Consider the following 18,077-nt stretch of genomic DNA (forward strand, 5'->3'; position numbering starts at 1 on the left):
GGGGCCGGGCCGGGGTCAGTCGCCCTTGCGGCCGAAGACGATCTCGTCCCAGCTGGGCACGGACGCGCGGCGAGCGGCCGAGCGGGCCCGGGGGCGCGGCGTGACGGTCGGCATGGCAGGGCGCGCGGCACGCTCGCGAGGCGCGGGCTCCGCCCCCTCGTCCTCGACACCCGCGTCCGCGACGTCTGCGGCAGTGTCCTCGGCGCGGTCGGTCTCGGCGGCCGGTTCCGGCGCGTCGACGACCGGGGCGTCGTCGGCGGTCGTCAGGGCCCCCTCGGCGTCGACCGGGGCGAGCCGCTCGGGCGCCTGGGCGGCCTCGCGCCGACTCCGGTCCTGGTGCTCGCGAGCGATCAGGTGCGCGAGCGCGTCGTCCGACTCCAGGTCCGCGCCCACACGCTGACCCCGGCGCACCCGCAGGATCTCCAGCAGATCGGCGTCGCGGTCGGCGGCCGGGGAGTGCGCACCCGCGGGGGTCACGGCGTCCTCGGCGTCCACGTCGTCCGTCACCGGTTCGGCCGCGGGGGCGCGGGGGACCAGGTCCCAGGCCTCCGCCTCGGACAGGGCGCGGGCCCAGGCGTTCTCGGGTTCGAGGTGGCGTCCGGCCGGGCGGAACGTCCAGAGCGCCGGCGGCTCCTCGCGGGTGGGCAGACTCCTCGCGCCGGCCACGGCGAACCGGGCGGCCACGGTCCAGCCGGCCTGGTCCTCGCGCCACGCGTCCCACTCGAGGCTCGCCTCGTCCACGCCCAGCTCGGCGAGCCGGTGCGCGGCGAGCTCCCCGAGCGTCGTGGGGCCGCCGTCCTGGACGAGGTCCGCGTAGAGGTCGGGCCCGCCGACCCAGACCTCGACGGCGCGGGCCTGCCGGGCGATCCAGTCGCGCTCGGCCAGGACGGGGTGACCGTAGGTGCGGATGCGCGAGAAGGCGTTTCCACTCTCCCGGGCCACCTGCTCCACGGAGGCGCCCGCACGGATGCGCTGCTGGATCTCCCGGGGGGTGAGGGGCACGGCCTCCTGGGTCGCGGCGGCCTTGACGGACTCCTGGTCGGTCAGCGGCGCCGGGGTCGGTCCGTCCGCGGTCTCGTCGTCGGCCGCGGGCTGCGGGTCGATGCGGGGGGTGAGCGCGAGGTCCTCGTCCGGACGGGTCGGGCCGGAGGGCACGTCGGGAGCCCGCTCGCCCTCCTCCGCGGCATCGTCGGCCTGCGTCGTCGCGTCCACCGGTCCCTCGGCGTCCTCGTCGCCCGTCCCGGGGACGTCCGTCTCCGTCATGTCGTGCCAGGCCGCGGGGCCGCCCTCGGCCGGTCGCACGGCCTCGGGCGCAGCGCCCTCGATGACCAGCCGGCGCAGATAGGGGGAGAGGGCGAGCGTGTGCTCCTCACCCTCGGGCCCCGACAGGCGCAGCGCGTCGCCGTCCTCGGTGGGTCCGGTCAGTCGCAGCTCTGCCATGGCGGTGGTCCCTCCCACATCGTGTTCTGGTCACCGGGCATGTGGACGCCCGGCCGGGCATGCCCCGATCCTAGCCGCCGTGCCGCAGACCACGGCCCGGGCGAGGGACGAGCGGCCGCGGGAATCCGCCCTGGGCGAGCGTGCCCGTCAACATTTGGCACGGGTTCGGCCATGGTGCACAATCTACGCGCAACGGCGCAGGCCGGTGACGCGTGGTCCGCCCACGACGCCGTCCGCGCAGTGCCGGCACCGGTCCCGGTGCCGTCCCCCACCAGCGGAGCGTGAAACCCCATGGCCACTGACTACGACGCCCCTCGCAAGAACGAGGAAGAGCTGAGCCAGAACTCCATCGAGGAGCTGAAGGCACGGCGCACGGACACCCAGTCCGCCGTCGTGGACGAGGACGAGGCGGAGGCCGCCGAGGGGTTCGAGCTGCCTGGCGCCGACCTCTCGGGTGAAGAGCTGATGGTGCGGGTGCTGCCCGCCCAGTCGGATGAGTTCACCTGCGCCTCCTGCTTCCTGGTCCGCCATCGCTCGCAGGCCGCGCGTGAGAAGAACGGCCTGATCTACTGCAGCGACTGCGAGGGCTGAGCCCCCGCCGCCGGGGCGGTCAGCGGTCCTCGGCCGCCCCCTCCTGCCGGGCCATGGCCCCGCCGAGGGCCGCGACCAGCTCCTCCGGACGCCGGGTGCTGGTCAGCCAGTAGGGCGTGCGGTCGCGCTCGTCGGTCAGCTGGATCCGCACGACGGGCCCGATCCAGCCGCGCAGGTTCACGAAGGCCAGCCCGTGCAGCAGCGGGCCGCGCTGGGCCCGGGCGTCCTCGCCGCGATACCCCGTGACCTGACCGACGTGGTGCCGTTCGATGCTGGCGCGGCCCACCTGGAGGGTGCGTTCGCGCACCACGATGCGCGGGGTGGTGGCCACCAGGAGCAGGGCCTCGACGGCGAAGAACACGACGGCGGCGGCGATGCCCAGCCCGAGGTCGATCGGCGCGAACACGAGGATCGTCAACGCCGCCAGCATGAGCGCCACGGCCCAGACCCCCGGGGAGGGCGTCAACCGCTCCTCGAACAGGACCGGATCGGGTCCCGCCGCAGCGCCCTCGGGGGCGCGGCGGGAGGCATCGGCGACGGGGTGCTGCTGGGGATCACGCATGGGTCCCAGCTTCCCACATCCGGACTCCGGTCCCGCCGCGCGGCACCGGCGAGGGCGCCCGCCCGACCGCCTCGACGCGGCCCCGGGCCGACGGGTGCTCGTGTAGGGTCGGGCCTCGTGACCGACTCCGCCGAGCTGCCCGTGCCCCTGCACGCCCTCGATCCGGGCCTGGCCCCGCCCGCCTACGCGCAGCCGGGCGACGCGGGCGCGGACCTGCGCACCGCCGTCGACGTGACCCTGGCCCCGGGCGAGCGCGCCCTGGTGCCGACCGGCGTGGCGTTGGCCATCCCGGAAGGCCACGCGGGGTTCGTGCACCCCCGCTCGGGTCTCGCGGTCCGTCGCGGCCTGACCATCGTCAACGCCCCGGGCACCATCGACGCCGGCTACCGCGGCGAGATCAAGGTGCCCCTGATCAACCTGGACCCGACCGAGCCGATCGTGCTGCGCCGCGGCGACCGGATCGCCCAGCTCGTGCTGCAGCCGGTCGTGCGCGCCCGCTTCGAGCCCGTGGACGTGCTGCCCGACTCCGAGCGCGGGGCCGGCGGCTTCGGCTCGACCGGCGGCTTCACCGCCGACACCACCCCTGGGAGGACGTCGTGATCTTCGGACGCAACCGCACCGTGCGCCACGAGCAGGTCAGCCTGCCGGACGAGCTGCTGGAGGAGCGCGACCTCGAGATCGCCGCCGCGCCGGCAACCGCCGACGTCGGTCCGCACGACGTCGCCACCCGCCCGGATCCCGCCGGCATGATCGACCTGGGGTCGCTGCGCCTGAGGGCCGTCCAGGGCATGAAGCTGCGCCTCGACGTCGAGGACGCGACGAAGCGGATCGTCGCCGCCACCATCAGCCTCGGACGCTCGGCCCTGCAGGTCCAGGCGTTCAGCGCCCCGCGCCGCACGGGTCTGTGGGACGACCTGCGCGCCGAGCTGCACGACTCCCTGTCGACCACGGCCCACGCGACCGTGCAGGAGCAGACCGGCCGCTTCGGCATCGAGATCCTCACGCGCGTGCCGGCGGCGCTGCCGGACGGCTCGCCGGGGTGGAACGTCGCCCGGTTCGTGGGCGTGGACGGTCCGCGCTGGTTCGTGCGCGGCGTGTTCCACGGCGAGGCCGCCTTCCAGCCGGAGGCCGCCGAGCCGCTGGAACAGGTGTTCTCCGACCTGGTCGTGGTGCGGGGCGACGAGCCGCTCCCGCCGCGCGAGCTGCTGCCCCTGCGTCCGCCGCCCAACGCGCGCCCGCTGCAGCGTCGCCGCCCGGCCCCGGACGGGGGCCGGGACGTGCTCGCGGACACCGCCGCCGGCCCGGGGGACGGCGCGGCACCGGAGACCACCGCGCTGCCCGAGCGCGGTCCGGAGATCACGGAGATCCGGTGAGCCCCGCCGTCGCGGCCCGCCCGACCGGCGCCGCAGGCCGCATCGAGCGCCGCGGCGTCATCGCCTCCGTCACGCTGCCCGGCGCGGACGAGGCGACCGTCTTCCGCGCGGCCCTGGCCGACCGCCTGCCCGCACCCGGGAGCATGGCGCCCGCCGAGACGCTGCAGCTGGTCTGGCACGGGCGGCGCCGCGTGCCCGGCGTCATGCCGGGGGAGTGGCTGACGGTCCGCGGCCGCGTCACCCAGATGGACGGCGTGCCCACCCTGCACAACCCCGAGTTCGACCTGGTCGACGCGCCCGAGGCCACGCTCTGAGCACGGCCCCGAGAGGAGAGCCCATGACCGAGCCGCGTGGCCCCGTCACCGCCGCCCCGGACGGGGCCGGCCCCCTGCCGTCTCGAGCCCGCCTGGACGAGCGCGGCCGCCTCGACGCGCTGGGCAGCGTCGGTGGCTGGCGCGGCATCGTCGAGGCCTCCCTGCCCACCCTCGTCTACATGGTCGGCTACGTCGCCACCCAGCAGGTGTGGCCCTCCGGCGTGGCCGCCGTCGCGGTCGCTCTCGTGCTGGGCGTCGCGCGCCTCGTCCAGCGCCAGTCGCCGGTCCAGGTGCTGGCCGGCCTCGCCGTCGTCGTCCTGTCCGTCGTGGTCTCCCTGACCACCGGCCAGGCCCGCGACTACTACCTGTGGGGCTTCGTCACCAACGCCGCCTACGGCCTCGCGTTCGCGGTGTCCGCCCTCGTGGGCTGGCCCGCGGCGGGCCTGGTGCTCGGCCTCGTGCGCGCCGAGGGCACCCGCTGGCGGGCCCACCGGCCTCGGCGCCGCGCCTACGCCGCGGCCACCTGGATCCTCGTGGCCGTGTTCGCGCTGCGCCTGGCGGTGCAGGTGCCCCTCTACCTCGGGGACGCCGTCACCGCGCTCGGGGTGGCCCGCCTGGTGATGGGCCTGCCGCTCTATGCCCTGGGGCTCTGGCTCGCCTGGTCCGTCAGCTCGCCCGGTCAGGACGACGGCGTGTCGGCGGACTCCGCCGCCTCCGAGCGCCCCTGAGCGCGGCCCTCGCCGACGAGGAGGCGACGCAGGGCCGGCTCGGCGGAGCCGGCGGCCAGGAAGAAGAGCTCGTCGCCCACCTCCAGGACCTCGTCCGCCGACGCCTGCCGGGGGGCACCGTCGCGCACGACCGCCACGAGCGGAGCCTCCTGCGGCCAGGACACGGTGCCGATGCGCCGGCCCTCGAGCCAGTGCTCCGCCGGGACCCGGAACTCGGACAGCGCCGCGCCGCCGGCCTCCAGCCTGAGCAGGCGCACGAGGTCCCCGGTCTCCACGGCCTCCTCCACGAGCGCCGTCATGATCGAGGGGGTGGACACGGCCACGTCCACGCCCCACGACTCGTCGAAGAGCCAGTCGTTGAGCGGGTTGTTGACGCGGGCCACGGTGCGGCCGACGCCGAACTCCGAGCGGCTCAGCAGGGAGCACACGAGGTTGACCCGGTCGTCGCCGGTCGCCGCGACGAGCACGTCCGCCTCCAGGGCGCCGCACTGCTCGAGCACGGTCAGGTCGCACGCATCCCCGAGGACGAGGCGTGCGCCGCCGACGTCGGCCTTGCGGGCCGCGTCCGTGCGCGCCTCGACGACGACCACCTCGTGGCCGTGCGCGTGCAGCTCCCGCGCGATGGAGGCGCCCACGGCGCCCGCTCCGGCGATGACAGCCCTCATGCCCGTCCCTCCTCGTCCTCGTCCGCGCCGTCCGGCACGCGTGCCTCGCCCTGCAGGGCGGCCTCCACCCGGTCCCGGCGGTCCACCGGGTAGACGGCGTGCAGCACGTCGCCCTCCTGCAGGCGGTCGCCCGGCCGGGGCAGCTGGCCGTCGCCGAGCCGGGTGAGGTAGGCGATGCGCATCCCCACCGTGGACTCGACGTCGCTCAGCCGGCGGCCCCACCACGAGGAGTGGGGGACCAGCTCGGTCACGAGCAGCCGGCCGGAGGCGTCGCGGTGCTCCGCGGCGGCGGTGCCGGCCGGCAGCAGCCGGTGCAGCACCTGGTCGGCCGTCCACTGGATCGAGGCGACCGTGGGGATGCCCAGGCGCTGGTACAGCCGGGCCCGGTCGGCGTCGTAGATGCGCGCCACCACGTGGTCCACGTGGAAGGTCTCGCGGGCCACGCGGGCGGCGATGATGTTCGTGTTGTCGTCCGCGGTCACGGCCGCCAGGCCCTGCGCGCGGTCGATGCCGGCGGCGCGCAGCGCGGAGCGGTCGAAGCCCACGCCGGCCACGAGCTCGCCGGAGAAGCCGGGGGCCAGCCCCTCCACGGTCCGCGGGTCGCGGTCCACGAGGGCGACGCCGTGACCGGCCGCGTCCAGCGCGGCCGCCAGCCGGGTGCCCACCCGTCCGCCGCCGACGATCACGTAGTGGGCCATGCCCGTCCCTGCCTCTCGTGCGGTGCTCCGTGCGCCGGGGAGCCGACGCGCGCTCCATCCTCGCATCCGGCGGGCACGTCCGGGAGCATCCGCGTCGCCGCGGCGCCCGGGCCCGGCGGGGGTACCGTGGTGCGGTGGCCACGCTGTCCTCCCTCCTGCGCCGCGGCCTCCTCGGTCGCCCCGTGACATCGCACGCCGCCGACGAGCCCCGCATGAACCGGTGGCGGGCGCTGCCAGTGACGTCGTCGAACGCCCTGTCCTCCCTCGCCTACGCCCCGGACGAGGTCATCCTCACCCTGGTCGCGGCCGGCACGTCCGCGCTCGCGCTCGGACCCGCCGTCGGCTGGGCCGTCGTCGCGGTGATGCTGCTCATCGTCGCGTCCTTCCGCGCCGCGGTCGCCGCCGTTCCGCACGGCGGCATCTATCACATGGCCGGCACGAAGCTGGGCCCGAGGGCCGGCGTCGTCGCCTCGGCCGCGCTCCTGCTGGACTTCGTGTTCACCGCCGCGGTCTCCGTGGCCGCCTTCGCCCACTTCGTGGCGGCGCTGGCCCCCGGACTCACCGTCGGCAGCCGCGTGCTGGTGGCCTCGGCCGCGCTCGTGAGCGTGCTGCTGGCCGCGCTCCGCGGGGTGCGGCTGTCCCGGTGGGTGCTGCCCGTGCTCGTGAGCGTGTTCATCGCTCTGACCGCGCTGCTCGTCCTGGCGGGCCTGTGGCAGGAGGGCCGTGGGCTGCTCGGCGCGGCGCCGACGGCCGGGTGGACGCAGGAGGGCGTCGGGGTCGGCGGGACCGTCGGCACCGTGGCGACGGCGCTGCTCGCCCTGCGCGCGTTCAGCGCGGGATCGGTGCTGCTCACCGGCGTCGAGGTGCCGGTCTCGAGCACCCGCCTGATGGCCCGGCCGGCCGTGCCCACGGTGCGGTGGGTGCTCACCGTGATGGCCCTCACCCTCGGCGCGCTGACCGTGGGCGTCATGCACCTGGCCCAGCGCACCGGCGTCGTCGTCGGGCTGGAGCTGGAGAACCTCCGGGACGCCGCGGGTGCCGAGGTCACGCCCGACCGCGCCCCCGCCCCCGTGCTCGCCCAGCTCGCGGACACCGTGTACGGCCCGGGCAGCATCCTGTCCGTCGCCACCATCGCGGCCACCGCCCTGCTCCTGCTGTTCGCGGCCAAGTCGGCGTTCCGCTCGTTCCCCGCCCTGGCCGCGCGCGTGGCCGAGGACGGCTACCTGCCCCGGCAGCTGAGGGTCCGCAGCGACCGGCTGGTGCACACGTGGAGCGTCCTCGGGATGGGGGCCGTGGCCCTCTCGCTCGTGCTGTTCTTCGAGGCCCGGACCGCCCTGCTCGTGCAGCTCTACGTCATCGGCGTGCTGCTGGCCTTCACGCTCGCGCAGGCCGGCATGCTGCGGCTGTGGCGCCGCCGGCTCGTGCACACGCCGGGCGCCCGGGCCCGCGCGGCCGTCCGGCTGCGCCTGATCATCACGGCGGTGGCCTGGGTGGTCACGGCGCTGGCGGGCGTCGTCGTCCTGGTCACCCGCTTCACGCAGGGCGCGTGGGTGGCGCTGCTGGCGATCGTGCTCGGCTCGCTGGTGATGGGGCGGATCCGCCGCCACTACGCGGACGTGGACCGCGAGCTCGCACCGGACCCCCAGGACGACGCGCGGGCCCTGCCCTCGCGGGTCCACGTGGTGGTCGTCGTGACCACGCTGGACCGGCCGGCGCTGCGAGCGCTGGCCTACGCCCGCGCGTCGCGGCCGTCCTCCCTCGAGGCCGTCGTCGTGGACGCCGAGCGCGCCGCCACCCTGGAGGTGATCGACGCCTGGGAGCGTGCCGGCCTGCCGATGTCGCTCACCGTGATCGCCTCGCCCTACCGCGACACGGTGGCCCCCCTGGTGCGGCATGTGCGCGAGCACCGACGCCGCTCCCCGCGGGACCTGACCATGGTGTTCATCCCGGAGTACGTGGTCCGGCCGGGCTGGCGCACGCTCCTGCACAACCGGACCGCCACCCGCCAGACGCGGCGACTGCAGCGGGAGCCGGGCGTGATGGTGGGCTCGGTGCCGTGGCAGGTCCACGAGGGCCAGGGCTCTTGACCGCCCCGGCGCCCCCGGGGAGCGGCGGATGACGCCGTCCGACGGCGCTCCCACGATCGAGGCGACACAGCCGCATCGGTCTGCAAGGATGATGATGATCTGACCAGTCGATGCTCAGGGCAAGACCTGAAGCGCGCTGCGATGCGAGAGGAGCCAGACATGGCAGTCGTCGACACGTCCACAGACGTCACCGGGATCGGGAGGACCATCGAGGTGGAGGTCGGGGCCATGGCCCACGGCGGCCACTGCGTGGCCCGGCACGAGGGGCGGGTCGTCTTCGTGCGCCACGCCGTGCCCGGCGAGAAGGTCCGGGTGGCCCTGACCGAGGCCGAGGACGGGGCCCGCTTCTGGCGCGGCGACGTCGTGGAGGTGCTGCGGCCCTCCGAGTTCCGCCGCATCCACCAGTGGAAGCTCGCGGACATGCTGCGCGCCCACGCCTCGGGTCGCCCGCCCGTGGGCGGCGCCGAGTTCGGCCACATCGTGGTCCCGCACCAGCGCCGGCTCAAGGCCCAGGTCTTCCGGGACACGGTGCACCGCATCGCCGACCTCGCGGTGGAGCCGGAGGTGTGCTTCGCCGGCTCCGAGGACGAGCCCACCGGCCAGCGCTGGCGGACCCGGAACGCGTTCGCGGTGACCCCCCAGGGGCACATCGCGATGCACGCCTACCGTTCGGCGACCCTCCTACCCGTGCGCAACATGCCGCTCGGCGTGCCGGCCCTTGATGCGCTCGCCCTGTGGGACTGGGACTTCACCGGAGCCGCCCGCGTGGACGTCGCGACGCCGGCCTCCGGCTCCCGCCCCCTCGTGCTGGTGACGCCCACCCCGCAGACGCGGGCGGACGAGGTCAAGCTCGGCCGGCTGCGCACCCGGATCCGCCAGGCGGCCAACGCGTGCGGCGTGGACGTCTCCACCGGCCTGGCCCTGCCCGGCCCGAAGCAGTTCCAGCCGGTCAAGGTCGAGCGCATCACCGGCAAGACCTGGGTCGAGGAGACCGTGGAGTCCGAGCGCGGCGGCACCAAGCGCTTCCGCGTCACGGGTGACGGCTTCTGGCAGGTCCACCAGCACGCCCCGGCCACCCTCGTGGACGCGGTGCTCGAGGACGCGCGCGTCGAGCCGGGCCAGGTCGTGGCCGACCTCTACGGCGGCGCCGGCCTGTTCAGCGCGTACCTGGCGGACGCCGTGGGACCCGAGGGCCGCGTGTACTCGGTGGAGGCCTCCCGCCAGGCCTCGAAGGACGCCCGCCGCAACCTGCACGACCAGCCGCAGGCCTCGGTGCTCAACGGCCCCACGGACAAGGTGCTCGGCAGCTGGCTGAAGTACCCCGAGCGTCCCGTGGCGGACGGCGGCCTCGGCGGTGCCGCGCTGGACACCGTCGTCCTGGACCCGCCGCGGGCGGGCGCGGGGCGGCGGGCGATCGAGCGCATCCTCGCGCTCGAGCCGGGCCGCATCGTGTACGTCTCGTGCGACCCCGCCTCGTTCGCCCGCGACCTGGCGTGGCTGCGCGACGGCGGCTACGAGGTGGAGCGCGCCCGCGTGTTCGACCTCTACCCGGACACGCACCACCTCGAGTCGGTGACCGTGCTGGTGCCGGCCGCCCAGAGCGCCCCGGCCGCGGCCGTCGTCGAGATCTGACCCGGCATCCGCGCGGCGGCCTGCGGGCCGCCGCGCGCCATGCCCGCGTCACACGGGACCGGCGCGGTACCCTGGGACGCAGTGCGGCACCTGTGACGCAGACGACGCCCGTCCCGGACGGGGCGCGGTCCGCGGCCGCGGGTGACCACCCCCCACTGGACGAGCGCCCGGAGGAAACCGGGCGGGAAGAGGAGTCCTCTCGTGACCACCGTCGACAGCTTCGGCTCCAAGGGCGTCCTGGACGTCAAGGGCGCCGAGTATGAGATTTTCCGTCTGAACAAGGTCGAGGGGGCGCAGAAGCTGCCCTACTCCTTGAAGGTGCTGCTGGAGAACCTGCTGCGCACCGAGGACGGCGCCAACGTGACCGCCGACCAGATCAAGGCCCTGGCCGCCTGGGACCCGAACGCCCAGCCGGACACCGAGATCCAGTTCACGCCGGCGCGCGTGATCATGCAGGACTTCACCGGCGTGCCCTGCGTCGTGGACCTGGCCACCATGCGTGAGGCCATCCAGGACCTGGGCGGCGACCCGGAGCGCGTGAACCCGCTCTCCCCGGCCGAGCTCGTGATCGACCACTCCGTGCAGATCGACTCCTTCGGCAACGACGCCGCCATCGAGCGGAACATGGAGATCGAGTACGAGCGCAACGGCGAGCGCTACAAGTTCCTGCGCTGGGGCCAGACCGCCTTCGACGACTTCAAGGTCGTCCCCCCGGGCATGGGCATCGTCCACCAGGTCAACATCGAGAACCTGGCCCGCACCGTGATGACCCGCGAGGTCGACGGCGTGCTGCGCGCCTACCCGGACTCCTGCGTCGGCACCGACTCGCACACCACCATGGTCAACGGCCTGGGCGTGCTCGGCTGGGGCGTCGGCGGCATCGAGGCCGAGGCCGCGATGCTCGGCCAGCCCGTGTCCATGCTGATCCCGCGGGTCGTGGGCTTCAAGCTGACCGGCAGCATCCCGTCCGGCGCCACCGCGACCGACGTGGTGCTGACCATCACCGAGATGCTCCGCCAGCACGGCGTGGTCGGCAAGTTCGTCGAGTTCTACGGCGAGGGCGTCGGCTCCGTGCCCCTGGCCAACCGCGCCACCATCGGCAACATGTCGCCCGAGTTCGGCTCCACCGCCGCGATCTTCCCGATCGACGAGGTCACCCTCGACTACCTGCGCCTGACCGGCCGCTCCGAGGAGCAGGTCGCCCTCGTGGAGGCGTACACCAAGGAGCAGGGGATGTGGCACGACCCGTCCTCCGAGGTCGCCTACTCCGAGTACCTCGAGCTGGACCTGTCCACCGTGGTGCCCTCCATCTCCGGCCCGAAGCGTCCCCAGGACCGCATCGAGCTCACCGACTCCAAGGACCAGTTCCGCAAGGACCTGCACAACTACGCCACGCAGGACGAGGCCGGCGAGGGCCGCCCGTCCAAGCTCGTGGACGTGGCCATGCCGGACGGCCGCCAGTTCCAGCTGGACCACGGTGCCGTGTCCATCGCCTCGATCACCTCGTGCACCAACACGTCCAACCCCTCCGTGATGATGGCGGCCGGCGTGCTGGCCCGCAACGCGGTCGCCAAGGGCCTGAAGTCCAAGCCGTGGGTGAAGACCTCCGTGGCCCCGGGCTCCCGCGTGGTGACCGACTACTACGAGAAGTCCGGGCTGCGCGAGTCCCTCAACGACCTCGGCTTCAACGTGGTCGGCTACGGCTGCACCACCTGCATCGGCAACTCCGGCCCGCTGGAGTCCGAGATCTCCGAGGCCATCCAGGAGAACGACCTGTCCGTGACCGCGGTGCTCTCCGGCAACCGCAACTTCGAGGGCCGCATCAACCCGGACGTGAAGATGAACTACCTGGCCTCCCCGCCGCTGGTGGTCGCCTACGCCCTGGCCGGCACCATGGACTTCGACTTCGAGAACGAGGCCCTGGGCCAGGACACCGAGGGCAACGACGTCTTCCTCAAGGACATCTGGCCGGACCCGACCGAGGTCCAGAAGATCATCGACGCGTCGATCGACACCGAGATGTTCACCTCGCAGTACGCCACGATCTTCGACGGCGACGAGCGCTGGCAGTCCCTGGAGACCCCCTCGGGCTCCACCTTCGAGTGGGACGAGAAGTCCACCTACGTGCGCAAGCCCCCGTACTTCGAGGGCATGACCATGCAGCCGGACCCGGTGTCGGACATCTCCGGCGCCCGCGTCCTGCTCAAGCTGGGCGACTCCGTGACCACGGACCACATCTCCCCGGCCGGCTCCTTCAAGTCGGACACCCCGGCGGGCCGCTACCTGCTGGAGAACGGCGTGCAGCGCAAGGACTTCAACTCCTACGGCTCCCGTCGTGGCAACCACGAGGTGATGATCCGCGGCACGTTCGCGAACATCCGCATCAAGAACCAGCTGCTCGACGGCGTGGAGGGCGGCTTCACCCGCGACTTCACCCAGGAGGGCGCCCCGCAGGCCTACGTGTACGACGCGGCGCAGAACTACGCCGAGCAGGGCACCCCGCTGGTGGTCCTGGGCGGCAAGGAGTACGGCTCCGGCTCCTCCCGTGACTGGGCGGCCAAGGGCACGGCGCTCCTGGGCGTCAAGGCCGTGATCACCGAGTCCTTCGAGCGCATCCACCGCTCGAACCTCATCGGCATGGGCGTGCTGCCGCTGCAGTTCCCCGAGGGTGAGAACGCCGACTCGCTGGGCCTGACCGGCACCGAGACCTTCGACATCTCCGGCATCACCGCCCTCAACGAGGGCACCACGCCGAAGACCGTGAAGGTCACGGCCACCGGCGAGGACGGCAAGGTCACCGAGTTCGACGCGGTCGTCCGCATCGACACCCCCGGTGAGGCCGAGTACTACCGCAACGGCGGCATCCTGCAGTACGTGCTCCGTCAGATCGCCTCGAAGGCCTGATCCACGGGACACCGCCCGCGCGCGGGCATCACGACGGCGGCCCGCCGCCCTCCGCACGGAGGGCGGCGGGCCGCCGTCGTCGTGGGCGCCGGGGCCGACGCCGGTGCAGGACCGCTCTTCATCCCCCAGCGCAGGGACCGTCCAACCCTTGGGCCAGACGGTCCTCGGGCGTGTCTGACAATGAAGCCGGGGGAAGGCCGGCACCCTCGAAGACACGGTCCCGGTTCCAGATGCTCTCCCACGCCCCCACAGGCCGGCAGGGCCGGCCGTTCGCCGATGCCCTCACGATGGTCGACGCCATCATCCACCGGTACAGGTGCATCGATCCCCTGGCGGGACCTGCCCGAGGTCTACGGGCCCTGGCTGAGTCGTGTGGACCTGGCACGGCCGCATGGCCGAAGAGGGCACCTGGGACACGGTGCTGGCAACACTGACCGCCGCAGCGGATGCCGAAATCGTGATCGATTGGTCGGTCTCGGTGGACTCCACGATCGCCCGCGCCCATCAGCACGCGAGGAACACCACCCGGCTCACGGGGGGCTGGATCGAACGACAAGGAATCCGCGTGAAGAGCCCGCCGACCACGGCCTCGGGCGCTCACGGAGCGGGCTGAGCACGAAGACCCATCAGCTGGTCGACGGTGCTGGGCGAGAGGGCGTACTCATCGCGGGCGATCGGCACCCATCTGCGCGCCGGTGGCATCGAGGCCGTCCTCCCCAACCGGCTGACCAGCAGGGCCACCGCAGACGCCGCGGCTCGGCCGGCGGCCGAACCGCGGGCCTGGACTTGGACGCTTACACGGGCCGGAACGTGATCGAGCGCCAGGACGCGCACCTGCAGCAATGGCCGGGCCTGGCGAGCACGTACGACAAGTACGCGATCGTGGACCGGGCTGCCGTGGTCCTGAATGCTGTGCTCGCGTGGTCAACGGCATTGTCGGACACGCCCGAGTGGCGTGTTCGAACGGATCGACGATCCAGGTCAAGTGCTCGAGAAGCTCGGCGAGGCTCAGCACCGGCAGGTATGAGCGTGAGGACCTGGACAGAGAGGATCCCCCGAAATGCACGTCGTGAAGCGGCGTGAGCGATGTAGTGCTCTTCAGTTGGCACTGGTTGATATTGGTCGACGAGGCTTCAGCCCGGTGTGGTGATGCCCTGCGATGACTCTGAAGCCGGCTCTCGGGCGAATCCTCACATCGGGACGCCGAGACCCTGTGGGAGTCCAAGGATGGGACGTCTCGACGCCTGATCTGTCGCCGCTGCAGAGGAGCATGAGGCCTGGGCCTCAAGCCAACTGAAGACCGGTCAAGCAGGTGGGGTCGTCGGGGCGGGTCGAGATGGCCTTTTTCGCGGTGCGGCCTTCAGCTGAGACAGTGAGAGTAGCGTCAATTCCACGCGGCAGCCAGACCCCGACGAATCCGTTGTCGTACGTCGTCAGCGTTTCATCGAGGAGGGTCTCCCCGGACGTCGCCTCGACCACGGTGACGTGGACGTCAGTATTGGCGAGTTCGCCGGTGCAGGTCGTGAGGCTGTGGAAGTAGCATTCGTGAGTCTGGCTGCGATACGGGGCGATAGAGACGTAGAACTCGTCTTCTGGCATCGGCACGGTGGTCTGATTGTTCTGATCGTCGGTCAGTACAAGCTGGTCGGGTTCAATCGACGCGATGAATTCAGACGAGCGATCTGTCACCTTCGTTGAGTCGAGGCGCGTGATGATCTCGTGTAAGCGGCCATGAAAAGCTGCCCATAGGTGGCCAGGGAATGACCCGCTGACGGCCATGAGGACTGCCCAGTGATGGCCACGGGAACTGCCCAGTGCTGGCCATCTGGTTTGCCCGCGTTGCTCGTTGCCCGCCGCGTCGTGAGCCGGCGGGGGCCTCCTCCCCGGGTTGGATATCGGTGTCGAATCGAATCCAGCGAGGAAGAGGCCCTGAATGAAGGATGCCGCAGAAACCATGAAAATACTCAGTGCCTATGACCTGACCAAGTCATTGCGGGGCGCCGCCGAGCTGGCCGGTTGCTCCCATCACACCGTGGCCCGGCTGGTGCGGGCCCGCGACGCCGGCCAGACCCCTGGATCCGGAGCCAGCCGCCCGAAGGTCACCGATGTCTGGCTGCCCAAGATCGAGGAATGGGTCGAGGCCTCCACGGGCAGGATCCGCGCCGATGTCGTGCACGCCAAGCTCACCGCAATGGGCTACACCGGCTCTGAGCGCTCCACCCGGCGGGCGGTGGCCGAGGTGAAGGCCGCCTGGCGGGCCGGGAAGCGCCGGGTGCACCGGCCCTGGATCACCGAGCCGGGCGCATGGCTGCAGTACGACTTCGGCGATGGGCCGGCGATCGACGGGGCCAAGACGGTGCTGTTCGTGGCCTGGCTGGCCTGGTCCCGCTACCGGATCGTCATCGCCCTGCGTGATAGGACGGCTCCGAGTGTGTTCGCCGCCCTGGACCGGTGCTTCCGGCTGATCGGGGGCGCGCCGACCTATGTGCTGACGGATAACGAGAAGACAGTGACGGTCTCTCATGTGGCCGGGGTGCCGGTGCGTAACCAGGCCACCGTGGCGTTTGCTCGGCATTACGGCGTGGAGGTGCTGACCTGCCAGCCAGCGGATCCGGCCGCCAAGGGCGGGGTGGAGAACGCGGTGAAGCTGGCCAAGGCCGACCTGGTCCCGAAGGACACCAACCTGCGGGACCAGTACGCCTCGTTCGCTGAGCTCGAGGCCGCCTGCGCGGGGTTCATGGCCATGGTGAACTCCCGGGAGCACCGGGTGACCCGGCGCCGCCCGGACCACATGCTCGCCGAGGAGACCAGCGCGTTGCATCGGATCCCCGCCACGGCGCACACCGTGGCCTACGGGGTGGGACGGAAGGTGCCGGAGAACACGCCGATGGTCTCCTTCGAAAACGCCCAGTACTCGGTGCCCGCGCACCTGCTCGGGGCCGAGGTGTTCGTGCGCCATCACGGCACCGGACCGGACTCGATGGTGGTGATCATGCACGCCGGTGCGCAGGGGCCGGTGGAGGTCGCCCGGCACCGGGTGGCCCGGCCCGGGTCCCCGGCCATCGACGACGCGCACTTCCCCGGCCACGAGACGGACAAGGTGCCCGGGGACTACACCCCGGTGCCCCGTTCGGCGGCGGAGGCCGAGTTCCTGGCCATCGGGGCCGGAGCGAGGACCTGGCTGGTGGAGGCCGCCGCGGCCGGCACCAGCCGGATCGGTCAGAAGATGGCCGAGGCCGTCACCCTGGCCAAGCTCGCCGGCACCGACCAGGTCGACCGCGCCCTCGGGGTGGCCGCGGTGCACCAGCGCTTCGCCCACGGCGACCTGGCCTCCCTGCTCACCGCCGCCGGCCACCGCACCGGGATGCACACCGCCACCGAGGAACGGTCCCTGACCCAGGGCACCGCCGGCTGGGCCGGCCTCGGTACCTCCAACACCGAGGGGGCAGCCCGGTGAGCATCCACACCCCGAACACCGCCGCACCGGCGCTGCCGGCCGATTTGGAGGCGCTGTTGCGGCAGCTGAAGATGCCCCACGCCCGCGGTATCGCCGCCGAGGTACTGGCCACCGCCCGGGCCCAACGCTGGGAGCCGGCCGAGGTCCTCAAGGCCCTGCTGGTCGAGGAGACCACCGGTCGGGCCCGATCCATGCTCGCCGCCCGGCGCAAGGCCGCCGGGTTCCCCACCGGCAAGACCTTCACGACCTGGGATCCGGGCGCCTCCTCGATCCCGGCCCCGACCCAGCAGTCCCTGCGCACCCTGGAATGGCTCTCGCGCAGAGAGAACCTCGTGGTCTGCGGGCCCTCCGGCACCGGCAAGACCTTCTTCCTCGAGGCCCTGGGCCAGCAGGCCGTGGAGGAGGGCAAGCGGGTGGCCTGGTTCACCCTGGAGGACCTCGGGGCGATGATCCGGGCCCACCGGCCCGATGACACCATCACCAAAGCCGTCGCCCGAATCCTGCGCGCCGACCTGATCGTCATCGACGACATCGGCCTGCTGCCGGTCGCCGACGATGCCGCCGAGGGCCTCTACCGCATCGTGGACGCCGCCTACGAGAAACGCTCCGTAGCGATCAGCTCGAACCTGCACCCGGCCGGCTTCGACGAGCTGATGCCCAAGACCCTGGCCACCGCCACCGTGGACCGGCTCCTGCACCACGCCCACGTCTGCCAGACCACCGGAGACTCCGTACGGATGACCCAGGCAATGGCCGGGAAGGGAGTCATGCCACTGAACTGATCCCATCACGGTGGCCAGCACCACCACCCAAACGGGCAAACCAGCTGGCCACCAGTGGGCAGTTCTGATGGCCACCAGCGGGAAGAAACACTGGCCGCCTATGGGCAGAACTCAATGGCCCTTGACAATCTCGCGAGCATTCAATCCGTCTAGATTGTGCTCGACCACCAGTGAGTGATCGGATCCTGCATCAGCGGACGGTCCCGCATCAGCACAGCCGCTGAGCAGGAGGACGGCGCTGGTCGCCAGACCGGTAAAGGCCGCGCAGATCCTCAGGCGGCTCCTGGAGGACTGGATCGGAGCAACAATGGCAAGTGGCATGCCCAACTCTTTTCTCAGGTGAACGTGTTCATGTCGTCAGGTTAGACAGAAGGCATCCCGAGTTCGCCGGTGCCCAGGGCGCGACGAGGTGCAAAGCACGCCTGCCCGGAGACATCAAGAGCCTTGTCCTGATCTGGGGTCCACCGGTCCGAGGCACCCTGTGTCGAAGACATCGGCTGGTGTCAGGAGCGCACGAGGCGATTGATGGCGTCGCTGGCCTCCTGGATCTTGGCGATGGCCGCGTCTTCATCGCCTTTCTTGGCGGCGTCGAGCACGCAGTGCTTGAGGTGGTCATCGAGCAGACCGGTCGCCACTCCTTGCAGGGCGCGGGTGAGGGCCGAGACCTGGGTGAGGATGTCGATGCAGTACTTTTCGTCGTCGATCATCTTCGTGATGCCGCGGGCTTGGCCTTCGATACGCTTCATGCGGTTGCGGTAGCGGTCCTTGACACTGATGTAGCCGTACCGGTGGGCTCCGGTGTCGGTACCGGTCTCATCGGCTGCAGTTTCAGTGGTCACGGGTG

General features: G+C 72.3%; 16 protein-coding genes and 1 pseudogene. 11 read left to right on the forward strand and 6 right to left on the reverse strand.

The window, feature by feature from the left end; all coding sequences use genetic code 11:
- Positions 1–15 precede the first annotated feature (15 nt).
- A complete protein-coding gene (gene sepH / locus OVA32_RS06585; RefSeq protein ID WP_095354129.1) occupies positions 16–1,440 on the reverse strand; it encodes a septation protein SepH in 1,425 nt (474 codons plus the stop codon).
- Between the two features lie 291 nt (positions 1,441–1,731).
- Here sepH and OVA32_RS06590 point away from each other — a divergent pair, with 291 nt between their 5' ends.
- On the forward strand, positions 1,732–2,031 hold the full coding sequence (locus tag OVA32_RS06590; RefSeq protein WP_041104622.1) for a DUF4193 domain-containing protein: 300 nt from the start codon (positions 1,732–1,734) through the stop codon (positions 2,029–2,031).
- 19 nt (positions 2,032–2,050) lie between these two features.
- On the opposite strand, the gene OVA32_RS06595 is transcribed toward OVA32_RS06590, so the two are convergent.
- Positions 2,051–2,593, reverse strand: a complete 543-nt coding sequence (locus OVA32_RS06595; RefSeq protein ID WP_041104623.1) for a DUF3093 domain-containing protein — start codon at positions 2,591–2,593, stop codon at positions 2,051–2,053.
- Positions 2,594–2,710: 117 nt separating this feature from the next.
- On the opposite strand from OVA32_RS06595, the gene dut reads away from it, so the two are divergent.
- From dut to OVA32_RS06615, 4 genes are read left to right on the forward strand one after another with little or no spacing between them, the layout of a single operon-like run.
- The gene (dut, locus tag OVA32_RS06600) at positions 2,711–3,193 is read left to right on the forward strand and encodes a dUTP diphosphatase (RefSeq protein ID WP_010078549.1); all 483 of its coding nucleotides are present in this window, start codon (positions 2,711–2,713) and stop codon (positions 3,191–3,193) included.
- Positions 3,190–3,966 (forward strand): DUF3710 domain-containing protein, encoded by a 777-nt coding sequence (locus tag OVA32_RS06605; RefSeq protein ID WP_041104624.1) that lies wholly within the window; start codon positions 3,190–3,192, stop codon positions 3,964–3,966. Before dut ends, OVA32_RS06605 begins: the two co-directional genes overlap by 4 nt.
- On the forward strand, positions 3,963–4,280 hold the full coding sequence (locus tag OVA32_RS06610; protein WP_041104625.1) for an OB-fold nucleic acid binding domain-containing protein: 318 nt from the start codon (positions 3,963–3,965) through the stop codon (positions 4,278–4,280). Before OVA32_RS06605 ends, OVA32_RS06610 begins: the two co-directional genes overlap by 4 nt.
- Before the next feature lie 23 nt (positions 4,281–4,303).
- Positions 4,304–5,008 carry a DUF3159 domain-containing protein gene (locus tag OVA32_RS06615; RefSeq protein WP_041104626.1) on the forward strand — a complete coding sequence of 235 codons (705 nt, stop codon included), beginning with the start codon at positions 4,304–4,306 and terminating at the stop codon, positions 5,006–5,008.
- Here the strand turns inward: OVA32_RS06615 and OVA32_RS06620 are convergent.
- Together OVA32_RS06620 and OVA32_RS06625 are read right to left on the reverse strand one after the other, a co-directional pair.
- Positions 4,960–5,673 (reverse strand): potassium channel family protein, encoded by a 714-nt coding sequence (locus OVA32_RS06620; protein WP_041104627.1) that lies wholly within the window; start codon positions 5,671–5,673, stop codon positions 4,960–4,962. The two genes, OVA32_RS06615 and OVA32_RS06620, sit on opposite strands and share 49 nt — an antisense overlap.
- Positions 5,670–6,371, reverse strand: a complete 702-nt coding sequence (locus OVA32_RS06625) for a potassium channel family protein (RefSeq protein ID WP_010078554.1) — start codon at positions 6,369–6,371, stop codon at positions 5,670–5,672. Before OVA32_RS06625 ends, OVA32_RS06620 begins: the two co-directional genes overlap by 4 nt.
- Positions 6,372–6,505: 134 nt before the next feature.
- Here OVA32_RS06625 and OVA32_RS06630 point away from each other — a divergent pair, with 134 nt between their 5' ends.
- From OVA32_RS06630 to OVA32_RS06645, 4 genes and pseudogenes are all read left to right on the forward strand, one after another.
- Positions 6,506–8,458, forward strand: a complete 1,953-nt coding sequence (locus OVA32_RS06630; protein ID WP_041104632.1) for an APC family permease — start codon at positions 6,506–6,508, stop codon at positions 8,456–8,458.
- Between the two features lie 159 nt (positions 8,459–8,617).
- A complete protein-coding gene (locus tag OVA32_RS06635) occupies positions 8,618–10,090 on the forward strand; it encodes a class I SAM-dependent RNA methyltransferase (RefSeq protein ID WP_020625083.1) in 1,473 nt (490 codons plus the stop codon).
- Between the two features lie 201 nt (positions 10,091–10,291).
- Entirely contained in the window at positions 10,292–12,994 is a 2,703-nt protein-coding gene (acnA, locus tag OVA32_RS06640) for an aconitate hydratase AcnA (protein WP_041104628.1), read from the forward strand.
- 230 nt (positions 12,995–13,224) lie between these two features.
- Positions 13,225–13,942, forward strand: a pseudogene (locus OVA32_RS06645) (transposase); the annotation flags it as partial.
- 336 nt (positions 13,943–14,278) lie between these two features.
- On the opposite strand, the gene OVA32_RS06650 reads toward OVA32_RS06645, so the two are convergent.
- A complete protein-coding gene (locus OVA32_RS06650) occupies positions 14,279–14,950 on the reverse strand; it encodes a CueP family metal-binding protein (RefSeq protein WP_311765026.1) in 672 nt (223 codons plus the stop codon).
- Between OVA32_RS06650 and OVA32_RS06655 the strand changes: the two genes are divergently transcribed.
- Both OVA32_RS06655 and istB read left to right on the forward strand, forming a co-directional pair.
- Complete coding sequence (locus tag OVA32_RS06655; protein WP_031943827.1) at positions 14,928–16,451, forward strand: IS21-like element ISMlu14 family transposase; 1,524 nt, start codon at positions 14,928–14,930, stop codon at positions 16,449–16,451. The genes OVA32_RS06650 and OVA32_RS06655 overlap by 23 nt on opposite strands.
- Positions 16,448–17,233, forward strand: coding sequence for an IS21-like element helper ATPase IstB (gene istB / locus OVA32_RS06660; protein WP_010078636.1), 786 nt, complete (start codon positions 16,448–16,450; stop codon positions 17,231–17,233). Before OVA32_RS06655 ends, istB begins: the two co-directional genes overlap by 4 nt.
- A gap of 503 nt (positions 17,234–17,736) precedes the next feature.
- On the opposite strand, the gene OVA32_RS06665 is transcribed toward istB, so the two are convergent.
- The gene (locus OVA32_RS06665) at positions 17,737–18,072 is read right to left on the reverse strand and encodes a metal-sensitive transcriptional regulator (protein WP_280790510.1); all 336 of its coding nucleotides are present in this window, start codon (positions 18,070–18,072) and stop codon (positions 17,737–17,739) included.
- Positions 18,073–18,077 lie beyond the last annotated feature (5 nt).

The sequence above is a fragment of the Micrococcus sp. SL257 genome (genome assembly GCF_026625585.1).
In the GTDB taxonomy this organism is placed as follows: domain Bacteria; phylum Actinomycetota; class Actinomycetes; order Actinomycetales; family Micrococcaceae; genus Micrococcus; species Micrococcus luteus.